General features: G+C 59.5%; 11 protein-coding genes. 9 read left to right on the top strand and 2 right to left on the bottom strand.

The features are described from left to right. The first annotated feature begins 97 nt into the window (after positions 1–97). Complete coding sequence (locus ABIE20_RS14015; RefSeq protein ID WP_429505585.1) at positions 98–877, top strand: DeoR/GlpR family DNA-binding transcription regulator; 780 nt, start codon at positions 98–100, stop codon at positions 875–877. Next, positions 877–2,712 carry a glutamine--fructose-6-phosphate transaminase (isomerizing) gene (gene glmS / locus ABIE20_RS14010; protein ID WP_429505584.1) on the top strand — a complete coding sequence of 612 codons (1,836 nt, stop codon included), beginning with the start codon at positions 877–879 and terminating at the stop codon, positions 2,710–2,712. The genes ABIE20_RS14015 and glmS overlap by 1 nt, the downstream gene beginning before the upstream one ends. A gap of 99 nt (positions 2,713–2,811) precedes the next feature. Here the strand turns inward: glmS and ABIE20_RS14005 are convergent, their stop codons facing one another. After that, on the bottom strand, positions 2,812–3,615 hold the full coding sequence (locus ABIE20_RS14005) for an AraC family transcriptional regulator (RefSeq protein WP_429505583.1): 804 nt from the start codon (positions 3,613–3,615) through the stop codon (positions 2,812–2,814). A 109-nt stretch (positions 3,616–3,724) separates the two neighbouring features. Here ABIE20_RS14005 and ABIE20_RS14000 point away from each other — a divergent pair, with 109 nt between their 5' ends. From ABIE20_RS14000 to hcnC, 6 genes are all read left to right on the top strand, one after another. Further along, the gene (locus ABIE20_RS14000; RefSeq protein ID WP_429505582.1) at positions 3,725–3,913 is read left to right on the top strand and encodes a DUF1656 domain-containing protein; all 189 of its coding nucleotides are present in this window, start codon (positions 3,725–3,727) and stop codon (positions 3,911–3,913) included. Positions 3,914–3,923: 10 nt separating this feature from the next. Next, positions 3,924–4,835 carry an efflux RND transporter periplasmic adaptor subunit gene (locus ABIE20_RS13995; RefSeq protein WP_429505581.1) on the top strand — a complete coding sequence of 304 codons (912 nt, stop codon included), beginning with the start codon at positions 3,924–3,926 and terminating at the stop codon, positions 4,833–4,835. After that, positions 4,835–6,844 (top strand): FUSC family protein, encoded by a 2,010-nt coding sequence (locus ABIE20_RS13990; RefSeq protein WP_429505580.1) that lies wholly within the window; start codon positions 4,835–4,837, stop codon positions 6,842–6,844. Before ABIE20_RS13995 ends, ABIE20_RS13990 begins: the two co-directional genes overlap by 1 nt. Positions 6,845–7,189: 345 nt before the next feature. Next, positions 7,190–7,504, top strand: a complete 315-nt coding sequence (gene hcnA, locus ABIE20_RS13985) for a cyanide-forming glycine dehydrogenase subunit HcnA (RefSeq protein WP_429505579.1) — start codon at positions 7,190–7,192, stop codon at positions 7,502–7,504. Further along, positions 7,501–8,895 carry a cyanide-forming glycine dehydrogenase subunit HcnB gene (hcnB, locus tag ABIE20_RS13980; RefSeq protein WP_429505578.1) on the top strand — a complete coding sequence of 465 codons (1,395 nt, stop codon included), beginning with the start codon at positions 7,501–7,503 and terminating at the stop codon, positions 8,893–8,895. The genes hcnA and hcnB overlap by 4 nt, the downstream gene beginning before the upstream one ends. 3 nt (positions 8,896–8,898) lie before the next feature. Then, complete coding sequence (gene hcnC / locus ABIE20_RS13975) at positions 8,899–10,155, top strand: cyanide-forming glycine dehydrogenase subunit HcnC (RefSeq protein ID WP_429505577.1); 1,257 nt, start codon at positions 8,899–8,901, stop codon at positions 10,153–10,155. A gap of 62 nt (positions 10,156–10,217) precedes the next feature. Here the strand turns inward: hcnC and lpdA are convergent, their stop codons facing one another. Continuing rightward, complete coding sequence (gene lpdA / locus ABIE20_RS13970; protein WP_429505576.1) at positions 10,218–11,618, bottom strand: dihydrolipoyl dehydrogenase; 1,401 nt, start codon at positions 11,616–11,618, stop codon at positions 10,218–10,220. A 209-nt stretch (positions 11,619–11,827) separates the two neighbouring features. Between lpdA and cfaB the strand changes: the two genes are divergently transcribed. After that, a complete protein-coding gene (gene cfaB / locus ABIE20_RS13965) occupies positions 11,828–13,012 on the top strand; it encodes a C17 cyclopropane fatty acid synthase CfaB (RefSeq protein ID WP_401290920.1) in 1,185 nt (394 codons plus the stop codon).

Here is a 13,012-nt window from a genome sequence, read left to right as displayed (position 1 = left end):
ATACACAGCAAGAATTTTTTCCCGACGTCCTTGACGCATCAACCACTATAGGTTTTGATTGGCATCATTATCTTTCGAATCGAAACTTAAAGACGCCATGTCGAAACGTAACACCCCTCAACGACGCCATAACATCCTGGCTTTGCTCAATGAGCAGGGGGAGGTGAGCGTCGACGCACTGGCCAAACGTTTCGAAACCTCAGAAGTGACCATTCGCAAGGACCTGGCAGCCCTCGAAGCCAACGGCCTGCTGTTGCGTCGCTATGGCGGTGCGGTAACGCTGCCGCAGGAACTGTTTACTGATCAGGGCCAACCGGTCTCCCTCTATAAGCAAGCCATCGCCAAAGCCGCTGTAGGTCGCATCCGCGAACACGCACGGATCATCATCGACAGTGGCAGCACCACCGCCGCGATGATCCCGCAGCTGGGTCATCAACCCGGTCTGGTGGTCATGACCAACTCGCTGAATGTGGCCCGTGCCCTCAGCGAGCTGGAACACGAGCCGGTACTGCTGATGACTGGCGGCACCTGGGACCCGCATTCCGAATCGTTCCAGGGCCAGGTGGCCGAGCAGGTACTACGCTCATACGACTTCGACCAACTGTTCATTGGCGCCGATGGCATCGACCTGGCGCGCGGCACCACCACGTTCAACGAACTGCTGGGCCTGAGCCGGGTGATGGCTGAAGTCACCCGGGAAGTGATCGTCATGGTCGAGTCCGACAAGGTCGGGCGCAAGATTCCCAATCTTGAGCTGCCCTGGAGCAGCGTCAACACCCTTATTACCGATGAGCGCCTGCCCCATGAGGCACGCGTACAGATTGAAGCCCGCGGCATCAACGTGATTTGCGCCGCTATCACCCAGGAGCATGAATAATGTGTGGAATCGTTGGTGCCGTCGCCGAACGTAACATCACAACCATTTTGATCGAAGGCCTCAAGCGCCTCGAATACCGCGGCTATGACAGCGCAGGTCTGGCCGTCTTCACCCAGCAGGGCAACCTTGAGCGCCGCCGCCGTATCGGCAAGGTCAGCGAACTGGAAGCCGCCGTTGCCGCCGAACCGCTGGCCGGCAACCTGGGTATCGCCCACACCCGTTGGGCGACTCACGGCGCGCCAACTGAACACAACGCCCACCCGCATTTCTCTGGCCTTGAACTGGCCGTGGTGCATAACGGCATCATCGAGAACCACGAAGAGCTGCGTGAACAGCTCAAGGGCCTGGGTTACATCTTCAGCTCCGAGACCGACACCGAGGTGATCGTTCACCTGCTGGCGCACACTCTCAAAACTTTGCCGGACCTGGGCGATGCCCTCAAGGCGACCGTCAAGCAACTGCATGGCGCCTACGGCCTGGCGGTGATCAGCGCCAAGCAGCCAGACCGTTTGCTGGCCGCCCGCAGCGGTAGCCCGCTGGTGATCGGTCTGGGCCACGGCGAGAACTTCCTGGCTTCCGACCAGTTGGCATTGCGCCAGGTCACCGACCGCTTCATGTACCTGGAAGAGGGCGATATCGCCGAAATCCGTCGCGACCAGGTCACCATCTGGGACGTTGCCGGTACTGCTGTCCAGCGCGAAACCGTGCAGTATCACGAAGGTGCCGAAGCCGCTGACAAGGGCGCCTACCGCCACTTCATGCTCAAGGAAATCCACGAGCAGCCAACCGTGGTGCAACGTACCCTGGAAGGCCGCCTGGGTAAGGACCACGTCATGGTCCAGGCCTTCGGCCCGCAAGCTGCCGAGCTGTTTGCCAAGGTGCGCAATGTGCAGATCGTTGCCTGCGGCACCAGCTACCATGCCGGTATGGTTGCCCGTTACTGGCTGGAAAGCCTGGCCGGTATTCCTTGCCAGGTCGAAGTCGCCAGCGAGTTCCGCTACCGCAAGGTGGTGGTGCAGCCTGACACCCTGTTCGTCTCGATCTCGCAGTCGGGTGAAACCGCTGACACCCTGGCCGCCCTGCGCAACGCCAAGGAACTGGGCTTCCTCGGCAGCCTGGCAATCTGCAACGTCGGTATCAGTTCGCTGGTGCGTGAGTCGGACCTGACCCTGCTGACCCAGGCCGGCCCGGAAATTGGCGTGGCTTCGACCAAGGCCTTCACCACCCAGCTGGTTTCACTGATGCTGCTGACCCTGTCCCTGGGCCAGGTGCGCGGCACCCTGGCTGCAGGCGTCGAAGCGGAGCTGGTAGAAGAGCTGCGTCGCCTGCCAACTCGCCTGGGCGAAGCCCTGGCCATGGATGCGATCGTCGAGAAGACCGCCGAGCTGTTTGCCGACAAGCACCACACCCTGTTCCTGGGCCGCGGCGCGCAATTCCCGGTGGCCATGGAGGGTGCGCTGAAGCTCAAAGAGATCTCCTACATCCACGCCGAAGCCTACCCGGCCGGTGAGCTCAAGCATGGCCCGCTGGCGCTGGTCGACAGCGACATGCCAGTAGTCACTGTGGCGCCGAACAACGAGCTGCTGGAAAAGCTCAAGTCCAACCTGCAGGAAGTCCGCGCCCGTGGCGGCGAGCTGATCGTCTTCGCCGACGAACAGGCAGGCATGAGCAATGGCGAAGGCACCCACGTGATCGCCGTGCCGCACATCATCGACGCCCTGGCGCCGATCCTCTACACCATCCCGCTGCAACTGCTGTCGTACTACGTGGCAGTGCTCAAGGGCACCGACGTCGACCAGCCGCGTAACCTGGCGAAGTCGGTGACTGTCGAGTAACCATTGCTGCGGTAAAGTCCGGATGGTTTTAGAGAATTAAAACTGTCGCTGAAGAAGGGAGCCGCCACTGGCTCCCTTCTTCATGCTTTAGCCTGTGCGCTATCTCAGTTTTCGACTCACGATCGCTTCACGAACATAGCGAGCTGGTGAGTTTCCAAGCGTTTTGCGAAACATGCTGATGAACGAGCTGACGGACTCATAGCCCAACGCTTCGGCGGTGCTCTGCACCGATGCGCCCTCGACCAAGTGCTGCAATGCAACGATTATCTGCCATTGCTTACGCCAATGTCCGAAGGTAAGGCCCGTCTCGTTTTTGATCAGCCGCGCAAGGGTCCGCTCACTCATGGCAACCCTGTCTGCCCACTCAGCCACTGTTACTCGACTAGCAGGGGCCGCAGCCAAGGCGCTAGCAATCTGCCGCACTTGCGGGCTCTTCGGAAGCGGTAGATAAAAACGCTCAGCAGGTGCTTGTTCCAGAAGCTCAAGTAGCACCCCAGCAAGCCGCGCAATCTGGCCAGCGGCAGGATAATCGTTAGGGCCACCTGCCAGATACAAAACCAACTCCAGGATCAGTGGGCTCAATGCCAGGGTGCAGCAATGCTCCGGAAGCTGAGCGATACCAGGTTCTATGAACAGCAGGCAGATCTTGCCGTTGGCCGTAACGCGATTGCTATGAACCGTTCCACTTGGGACCCATACACCAAACCCTGTCGGCACCATCCATAAGCCATCTTCGATGGTGCACACGTTTCCCCCTTTCAATGCCACGATCAGTTGGCCCTTGCGGTGGTAGTGCACAGGTACTTCTGTGTCGTTTTGTTGAGACTCGATCAGCAAGGCCACAGCCGGCTGCGCGAGCGCATCAGGATCATGAAGATCCAGAGGGAAAGCGGTTGTAGCCATCCAGTGCCACCCCTGTCTGAATTTGATTATTTATTGTCTTAATAGTCCATATCGGATTCAAGCTGCATTTTCTACGATGCGCTGACTTGGCCAGCAACAGGTGCGATCCATGCTCAGCGAGTTCTCCTTTGCCAACGTGTACTTCCCGCCACTGTTCATCTACCTGCTGGTAGCAACGGTGCTCTATCTCATTTTGGAAAGGATGACGCGACGTTGGTTGGACCTGATGTGGCATCCCAGCCTGCTCCGATTCTTCCTGTCGGTGTCCTTGCTTTCTCTGCTGGTCATCAAATTCTGAAGAGGCGTCGATGAATCACGTAGTGAGATTGTTCAAGTTCCTGGCCACCCTGGTTGTTGGTGCCTTTTCCCTCTATTTCTGCCTGTCACTTTGGAATACCTATGTACTGGCACCATGGACCCGAGATGGCCGCATTAGTGCTCAGGTCATCCGAATCGCTCCCGAGGTATCGGGCAGCATCGAGCGGGTTTGGGTCGGTGATAACCAGTGGGTGAAGAAAGGCGATCTGATGTACAGCATCGATGCTCGAAGCTATGCCCTGGCAGTCGATCAAAAAGCCGCCGAACTGGCCGAGGTCAAGGAGGTGTTCCAGCAGCGCAACGAAGAGCTACGCCGCCGCAAGCTGCTTGTAGGTGTAGTGCCCAAGGAAGAGATCGATAACGCTGTACGCTCCAGTGCAATCGCCAAAGCTCGGCTGAACATTGCACAGACCCAGTTGGCACAGGCTCAACTGGAACTACAACGCACCAAGATCTTTGCGCCCGTAGATGGCTACGTCACCCAACTGCGTTTGCAACCCGGAGATTATGCCGTTGCAGGTGGCACCAACATGTTCGTTGTCGACAGCAAGAGCTTCTGGGTCACCGGCTATTTCGAGGAGACCAAACTCACAAATATTCCTCTCGGAGCTAATGCCAAGGTCAAGCTCATGGGGTTCTCGCCACTGCTCTGCGGCCATGTGTCGAGCATAGGTCGGGGAGTCTCCGATACCAATGAAGTCCGGGCGCAGAACGGTTTACCTCAGGTGAGCCCGACGTTCAGCTGGATTCGACTGGCCCAGAGATTGCCGGTGCGTATTGAAATTGACCACATCCCGGAGGGCGTGGAGCTTGCAGCAGGCATGACAGCAAGTATTGAGGTGGACCAGCCTGAGGTACGAAACCATCGGCGTCTGACTCATTGGCTCCAGGAGTTTCTGTAATGGGCGCCGTAGCTATAGGTAAATGGTTTGGCGCATTGCCGTTGCCCTTTACTTCTTCTTCAAGCCTGTATGTCTTGCGCAGTTGCATGGCAGCAGCTCTGGCATTGTGCGTAGGTCTCTATCTGCATCTGGACTCGCCATTCTCTGCGGCCTCTACCGTGCTCCTGCTGGTCAATCCCGTTCAGGGAGCTGTGGTGGGCAAAGGTCTGCATCGTATCGCCGGCACACTGGTAGGTGCAGTAGCCGCATTCGTTCTGGTGGCGTGTTTCGCCCAGCAAATGCTCCTGTTGATAGTGGGCATTGGTATATGGCTTGGGCTATGTGTAGCCGCTATGTCGGTAGTTCGGCATTACTACGCAACGACCGCCGTAGTGGCCGGCTACACCGTCTGCCTGGCGTTGGGGCCTGCCATCGTCGAACCTCAGATCAGCTTTGAGCACATTGTCTCCCGTGCCACTGCGGTGGTGGTCGGGGCTATTAGTCTGACCCTGGTTACCGTTCTTTTCAGTCGCAAGAAAGTTGAGGCTCGCATACGCGATACAGTGATTAACTTGTGTGCCAATACCGCAGCATTGATTGCAGGGAAGTACACCCAACCTGCAGATGAGCAGGCGCATCGCAAACGCCTTGTCCTCGCGGCAGAGATCAACAAGGTGGACGATCTCCTTGGCCTGGGTCGAGGTGAATCCTGGGTCATCAGTGACAATTTGAAAGCCATCAGGTCTGGCTCGGCTTACCTGCAATCGGCACTGCTGGAACATGAGTTGCCTGCCGACTTGTCCGTAATGGAATCAACAGATGCAGTTTCGGCAACGGGCCTTCAGCTAGCTTCGCTAAGCACGGCATTAAGCGAACACTCTCTGAGCCTGTCAGAGGCCAAGGTTCGAGTTCGAAACATTCGTGACGAGCTAGCAAGCAAAGTAGCTTCGGCTCCTCAATCGAGTCATCCAGAGCAACGTACCCTCCTTGCGTTCAGGCGCTTGGACGAGCAGTTGGAAGCGTTCGCTCTGGCCCTGGAAGGCTTCTCTTCCCTGGAGCAAGAAACTGCTCATGTTCATCGCCCATTTCGCTTTCATCGCCATTACGCCGACGGCCTGCGTAACGGGATCAGAGCCCTTCTGGCAACTTTGCTGGCAGGTGCTGTCTGGTACATAAGTGGCTGGGACCAAGGCCCTGTTTTGCTGGCAGTTCTGGGGCCCTATTGCACGCTGATCGCTGCAATGCCCACTCCAGAAAAAGGCACCGAAAGCTTTCTACGTGGGACGCTGTATGCGATTCCCGCAGCGCTCGTTTGCAAGTTCCTCATCCTGCCGCAGATCAATGGTCTGCCACTGCTCCTGGTCAGCCTGAGCATTTTCTGGGCGTTCGGCATTCACGCGACTACATTGCCTTCCCGCGCTTTCCAAGGGGTAGCTTTTCTGATCGCCTTCAACACATTGGTTTCAACCACTCTCGTACCCGCGTATGACTTCAACGACTTCGCGAATCAGTCAGCCTCATGGATCATCGCTTTGGGTATCTGTCTGCTTGCGTACCAGCTACTGCCAAAACGAAATGACAGGAATTTCGATGGGCTAGTTAACGCCCTTCATCGCGAGACCCTGGTATTGCTTCGACAGGGTGCCGCCGGTAGTGATCACTCATGGCAGGTGCGCCAGCAGCACCGTCTCGCCTCGTTGGCTGCGTTGGCCCCAGCAACACTCGATAGCCAGCATCAACACGAGTACCTGGGCAGATTGTCACTGCAACTAGCGCGTGAACTGCGGCGGGTGCATGCCGACCTGAAGCATCTTGACCCTCAAGACCCGATCGCGCAGATCATAGGCGCTGGTTTGAGCCGCCTCGCTCGCTCCCTACAAAGCTACCCCCGGATGATCCTTCAATCACACCGAACCGCAAATTCATTGCGTCGGCTTGGGGCGATGCATTTCGCTGCGATCTTCGATGATTTGGCCTGGTTGTTGGGGCAGTACGGACACGTTCAAAGTAAAAAAGTGAGGTCCTCATGAAACTGGTTAGCTCAATCCTGCTTGCTCTCTTGCTCCTCAGCCCGCTTAGCCAAGCTTCAGATGGTGCAGAGGCATTGGAGCGATGGCACCAAAGATTCAAAAAGGAGCACAGTCACGACAAAGGTCAGACCGAAAAGAAGCCCCTCGCGCCATCAACTTCGAGCACGAGTAAAAAAACAGACTGACCAGCGCCTCTTCCGTTTCGGTCAGATCAGCACAGGCCATCTGCCCTGTTTTGTCGGCTTGTCTGGCAAACAGACCCATTAGCTGGCCTGGATCAATAGTCCAGTTACGTGCTTGGCATAGTGTGCGCAGTCCATGTTTCTTTTTCACGGACGAAAAGCTATGCAGACTCTGGAGCGAAAGCTAGATATCCAGCCCCTGTCGCGGGCGGACATGACCATCGAACTCAACGGCCAGGCAATTGATGTCGCCGCCGGTGAAACCGTGCTCAGCGTGCTTAACGCCGTGGGCCTGCGCCAGGTGGCGCTTAATGATCACCATCAACTGACCGGCGCCTTCTGCGGCATGGGCGTGTGCCATTGCTGCCTGGTGTCGATCAATGGCCGGCCCAAGCGCCGCGCCTGCCAGACCGTAGTACAGCCGGGCATGCAGGTTGAGACCGGGACTAACCGTTTTGCCGGGCAGGAGGCACCATGAGCTTGCGTCCAGTGATTGTCGGCGGTGGTTCAGCGGGTATGGCTGCAGCAATCGAGCTGGCCAAACACGGTGTCGCCAGCCTGTTGTTCGATGAAGCCTCGCGCCCGGGTGGCGTGGTGTTTCGCGGGCCGCTGCGCAGCGGCGTTGACCTGGGCTACCTGGGCTCGCGTTACAGCAAGGCGCTAAAGAAACTGCACAAGGATTTTGCCGCCTGCGGCGATCGCATTGACCTGCGCCTGAACAGTCGCGTGGTCGGTGGTGACGAGCAGCGCCTGATGGTCCTCGATGCCGAAGAAACACTGCACGAAATCGACTATTCCCACCTGCTGCTGTCAGCCGGTTGCCACGAGCGCAACGTACCCTTCGCCGGCTGGACCTTGCCGGGGGTTATGCTGCTTGGCGGGTTGCAATTGCAGATCAAGAGCGGTGTGGTCAAACCCCTGGGCAGTACCGTGATCGCTGGTACCGGGCCCTTGCTGCCGCTGGTGGCCTGCCAGCTGCACGCCGCCGGTGCGAAAGTTGCCGGTGTCTATGAAGCCTGCGCGTTCAGCAAGATTGCCCGCGAAAGCCTGGCGCTGATGAACAAGCCACAGCTGTTTCTCGATGGCCTGAGCATGCTCGGCTACATGAAGCTCAACGGCATCCCCATGTACTACGGCTGGGGCGTTGTCGAAGCCAAGGGGGAAGGCGAACTGGCAGAGGTGACCGTGGCACCCTACGGTGAAGACTGGCAACCGGACCTCTCCCGGGCCCAGCGTGAACCGGCGCAAACCCTGGCGGTGGGCTACGGGTTTATCCCGCGCACGCAACTCAGCCAGCAACTGGGCCTGGACCACGGCTTCAACGAAGACGGCTACCTGCGCGCAGAATGCAACGTCTGGCAGCAAAGCAGCCAGCCACACATCCACCTGGCCGGCGACATGGGCGGCATTCGTGGAGGTGAGGCGGCGATGATCACCGGGCGTATCGCCGCCGTCTCGATCCTGCTCCAGCGTGAAGTGCTCAACGCTGAACAGGCCATCGAACTGCGTGAGAAATACCTCGGCCAGCTGGCGGCGATCAAACGTTTTCGCGCCGGTGTAGAGCGTTACACCCATCGCGGTACCAAACAGATCGACCTGCCGCAGCCCGACACCGTTATCTGCCGTTGCGAGCATGTGACCCGCAGCGACATCGACCGCGCCCTGGAGCAGGGCGTCGAAGACATGGCCGGGCTGAAGATGCGCACCCGGGTGAGCATGGGGGACTGCCAGGGGCGCATGTGCGTCGGCTATTGCAGCGATCGCCTGCGTGAAGCGACCGGACGCGCCGATGTCGGCTGGTTGCGGCCGCGTTTCCCGATCGACCCGATTCCATTCTCCGCATTCCAGCAACTCGGCACGGAAGCCTGAAGCATGAACAGAACCTATGATGTGGTCATCGCCGGTGGTGGTGTGATCGGTGCCTCGTGCGCCTACCAGCTGTCCAAACGCAAGAACCTGAAGATCGCCCTGATCGATGCCAAGCGCCCGGGCAACGCCACCCGCGCGTCGGCCGGCGGCCTGTGGGCAATCGGTGAATCGGTGGGCCTGGGCTGCGGGGTGATCTTCTTTCGCATGATGTCGGCCAAGCACAAGCGCGAGGCCCATGGCGCGGCAGTGGCGGTGGATTCGAGCACGCCGCATATCCTGCCGCAGTCGTTCTTCGACTTTGCCCTGCAGTCCAACGCACTTTATCCACAGCTGCACAGCGAGCTGATCGAGCGCCACGGCATGGACTTCAAGTTTGAGCGCACGGGCCTCAAATACGTGATCTACGACGATGAAGACCGCCTCTATGCCGAGCACATCGTCGCGCAGATTCCGCACCTGGCCGACCAGGTGCGCTGGCTCGACCGCGACGCCCTGCGCCAGGCGGAGCCGGCAGTCAGCCATCAGGCCCATGGCGCTCTGGAGTTCCTTTGCGATCACCAGGTCAGCCCGTTCCGCCTGGCCGATTCCTATATGGAAGCGGCGCGCCAGAACGGCGTCGACCTGTTCCACAACACCAACATCACCGGCGTGCTGCACCAGGGCTCGCGGGTCAGCGGCGTGCAAACCGCAGAAGAGGGCACCTTTCACTGCGATACCCTGATCAACGCCGCTGGCGCCTGGGCCGCAGACCTGAGCGAATGGGCCACCGGCCTGCGGATTCCGGTCAAGCCGGTCAAAGGCCAGATCATCCTCACCGAGCGCATGCCCAAGCTGCTGCAAGGCTGCCTGACCACCAGCGACTGCTACATGGCGCAGAAGGACAACGGCGAGATCCTGATCGGCAGCACTACCGAAGACAAAGGCTTCGACGTCAGCAACACCTTCCCGGAGATCAACGGCCTGGTTCAGGGCGCGGTTCGCTGCGTGCCGGAGCTGGCGCAGATCAACCTCAAGCGCACCTGGGCTGGCTTGCGTCCGGGCTCACCGGACGAGCTGCCGATTCTGGGGCCGGTGCCTGAAGTCAGCGGCTACGTGAATGCCTGTGGACACTTTCGTACTGGCATCCTCACCTCGGCCATCACCGGGGTGCTGATCGACAAGGTCGTGCACCAGGAAACCCTGCCGCTGGATATCACCCCGTTCCTGGCCGAGCGTTTTGACCTGCTGGCTGTGGAAAACAAGCAGGCGGCCCTGGCCTGATTGTGGATAAACCGGCCTTCAGCCTCGAAGGCCGGCTTCATCAGTTCGACCAGACTGACTGATCAGACCTGCATCGCCTTGCCGTCGACGTTCATCGCCGCCTGGCGCAGGGCTTCGGAGCGGGTCGGGTGCGGGTGGCAGGTGAGGGCGATATCTTCGGCTGAAGCGCTGAACTCCATGGCCACGCAATATTCACCGATCATCTCGCTGACGCTTGGACCAACCAGGTGTACGCCCAACACTTCATCGGTGCGGGCGTCGGCCAGGACCTTGGCGAAGCCTTCGGTCTCGTGGTTGATCTTGGCCCGGCTGTTGGCGCTGAAGGGGAACTTGCCGACCTTGTACTCGCGGCCTTCGGCCTTCAGTTGCTCTTCGGTCTTGCCGACGCTGGCCAGTTCCGGACGGGTGTAGATGACCGCCGGGATCAGGTTGTAATTGACCTCGTGGGCCTTGCCGGCAATCTGCTCGATGCAGGAGATCGCTTCATCCTCGGCCTTGTGCGCGAGCATCGCCCCGGAGGTGACATCGCCAATGACCCACACGCCCGGGACGCTGGTGCGGTGGTGCTGGTTGGCGAGCATGCCGCGCTTGTCGGTCTCAAGCCCGACGCTTTCCAGGCCAAGGCCCTGGGTGTAGGGGCGCCGGCCGATGGCAACCAGTACGTAGTCGGCTTCGAGGGTTTCGGCGCTGCCGCCTGCAGCAGGCTCCAGGCTCAGGTTCACCCCTTGCGCCGAAGCGCTCGCCTGGGTGACCTTGCTGCCGAGCTTGAACTTCATGCCTTGCTTGGCCAGGGCGCGTTGCAGGGTTTTTGCCGCTTCTTCATCAGTACCGGGGCAGATGCGATCGAGGTACTCGACCACAGTCACCTGGCTGCCCAGGCGGCGCCATACCGAACCCAGCTCCAAGCCGATGACCCCGGCGCCGATTACCACCAGGTGCTTGGGCACTTCACTCAGGGCCAGGGCGCCGGTGGAGTCGATGATGCGCTGGTTGTCGATGGTCACGCCAGGCAGCGGCGTCGGCTCGGAGCCGGTGGCAATGACGACGTCCTTGGCCTGCAACTCGGTTACCGCGCCCTGGTCGTCGGTCACCTTGACCCGGCCGACACCATCAAGCTTGCCCCAGCCCTTGATCCAGTCGACCTTGTTCTTGCGGAACAGGAACTCGATGCCCTTGGTAAGGCCGCTGACGCTTTCGTCCTTCTGCTTCATCATCTGCGCAAGGTTGAGGGTCGGTTTGACCTCGATGCCGAGGTTGGCGAACTCGCTGCCAACCGCCGCCTCATACAATTCGGAGGCATGCAGCAGGGCTTTGGATGGCATGCAGCCGACGTTCAGGCAGGTGCCACCGAGGGTCGAACGACCTTCCACGCAGGCGACGCTAAGGCCCAGTTGGCCGGCACGGATAGCTGCGTTATAGCCGCCGGGGCCACCGCCGATGATTACTACATCATAGGTTTTCATTGTTGTACTCCAGGATGAAGAATCGACAATGGCGCCAAGACTAATCTGCAAATTGCTCGATTGTATACAATGAATCGTAGGTTCCAGCCCCCAGCGCAAGGTCTGGAATGGGCCAGACAGGCTCAGACTATGGTCTGCATTAGCTGAAACTTGCTGTAGATGAACTACCCTTTTCGACAGACGTCCGATGAAAAAAGGAGGCTCATTTCATGCTTGCGCAACTTCCACCTGTTCTGCAAAGCCTGCAACTGCCACTGCGACTGAAGCTCTGGGATGGCCATGAGTTCGATCTGGGTCCAAAACCGCAGGTCACCATCCTGGTCAAGGATCCGCAACTGATCACCCAGTTGACTCATCCGAGCCTGGATGAGCTGGGCGCGGCGTTCGTTGAAGGCAAGCTGGAACTGGAGGGCTCCATCGGTGAGGTGATCCGCGTCTGTGATGAACTCAGCGTGGCCCTGCTCAAGGATGAAGAAGACGACCAGCCGGTGCGTACCGAGCATGACAAGGCTACCGATGCGGCAGCGATTTCCTACCACTACGACCTGTCTAACGCCTTCTACCAGCTGTGGCTGGACAGCGACATGGCCTACTCTTGTGCCTATTTCAAATCGCCCACCAACACCCTCGAGCAAGCCCAGCAAAACAAGTTCGAGCACCTGTGCCGCAAGCTGCGCCTCAAAAAAGGTGACTACCTGCTGGATGTCGGCTGTGGCTGGGGCGGGCTGGCGCGTTATGCGGCCCGGGAGTTCGGCGCCAAGGTATTCGGCATCACCCTGAGCAAAGAGCAGCTCAAGCTCGGCCGTGAGCGGGTCAAGGCCGATGGCCTGGAAGGGCAGGTGGAGCTGCAGATTCTCGATTACCGCGACCTGCCCCAGGACGGCCGCTTCGACAAGGTAGTAAGTGTCGGCATGTTCGAGCACGTTGGCCACGCCAACCTGGCGCTGTATTGCCAACGTCTGTTTGGTGCGGTGCGCGAGGGCGGCCTGGTGATGAACCACGGCATTACCTCCAGGCACACCGACGGGCGACCGGTCGGGCGCGGTGCCGGCAGTTTCATCGAGCGCTACGTGTTCCCCCATGGCGAGCTGCCGCACTTGTCGATGATCAGTGCACGGATCAGTGAAGCAGGCCTGGAGATCGTCGACGTCGAGAGCCTGCGCCTGCATTACGCGCGCACCCTCGAGCACTGGAGCAACCGCCTCGAAGCGCAACTCGACAAGGCGGGCGCGCTGGTACCGGAGAAGGCCCTACGCATCTGGCGCCTGTACCTGGCGGGTTGCTCCTATGCCTTTGCCAAGGGCTGGATCAACCTGCACCAGATCCTGGCGGTGAAGCCTTTCGCCGATGGCAGCCATGACCTGCCGCTGACCCGCGAAGACTTCTACCGCTAA

Source organism: Pseudomonas sp. 2835, assembly GCF_050435905.1.
Taxonomy (GTDB): Bacteria; Pseudomonadota; Gammaproteobacteria; order Pseudomonadales; family Pseudomonadaceae; genus Aquipseudomonas.
Note: the sequence above shows the minus strand (reverse complement) of the source record. Positions and strands in the feature narration are given on the sequence as shown.

Excerpts from the sequence above, each read along its gene's own strand:
- ABIE20_RS14005 (WP_429505583.1), bottom strand. The coding sequence starts at position 3,615 with ATGGCTACAACCGCTTTCCCTCTGGATCTTCATGATCCTGATGCGCTC.
- hcnC (WP_429505577.1), top strand. The coding sequence starts at position 8,899 with ATGAACAGAACCTATGATGTGGTCATCGCCGGTGGTGGTGTGATCGGT.
- ABIE20_RS14015 (WP_429505585.1), top strand. The coding sequence starts at position 98 with ATGTCGAAACGTAACACCCCTCAACGACGCCATAACATCCTGGCTTTG.
- ABIE20_RS13995 (WP_429505581.1), top strand. The coding sequence starts at position 3,924 with ATGAATCACGTAGTGAGATTGTTCAAGTTCCTGGCCACCCTGGTTGTT.
- ABIE20_RS14000 (WP_429505582.1), top strand. The coding sequence starts at position 3,725 with ATGCTCAGCGAGTTCTCCTTTGCCAACGTGTACTTCCCGCCACTGTTC.
- glmS (WP_429505584.1), top strand. The coding sequence starts at position 877 with ATGTGTGGAATCGTTGGTGCCGTCGCCGAACGTAACATCACAACCATT.
- ABIE20_RS13990 (WP_429505580.1), top strand. The coding sequence starts at position 4,835 with ATGGGCGCCGTAGCTATAGGTAAATGGTTTGGCGCATTGCCGTTGCCC.
- cfaB (WP_401290920.1), top strand. The coding sequence starts at position 11,828 with ATGCTTGCGCAACTTCCACCTGTTCTGCAAAGCCTGCAACTGCCACTG.
- lpdA (WP_429505576.1), bottom strand. The coding sequence starts at position 11,618 with ATGAAAACCTATGATGTAGTAATCATCGGCGGTGGCCCCGGCGGCTAT.
- hcnB (WP_429505578.1), top strand. The coding sequence starts at position 7,501 with ATGAGCTTGCGTCCAGTGATTGTCGGCGGTGGTTCAGCGGGTATGGCT.
- hcnA (WP_429505579.1), top strand. The coding sequence starts at position 7,190 with ATGCAGACTCTGGAGCGAAAGCTAGATATCCAGCCCCTGTCGCGGGCG.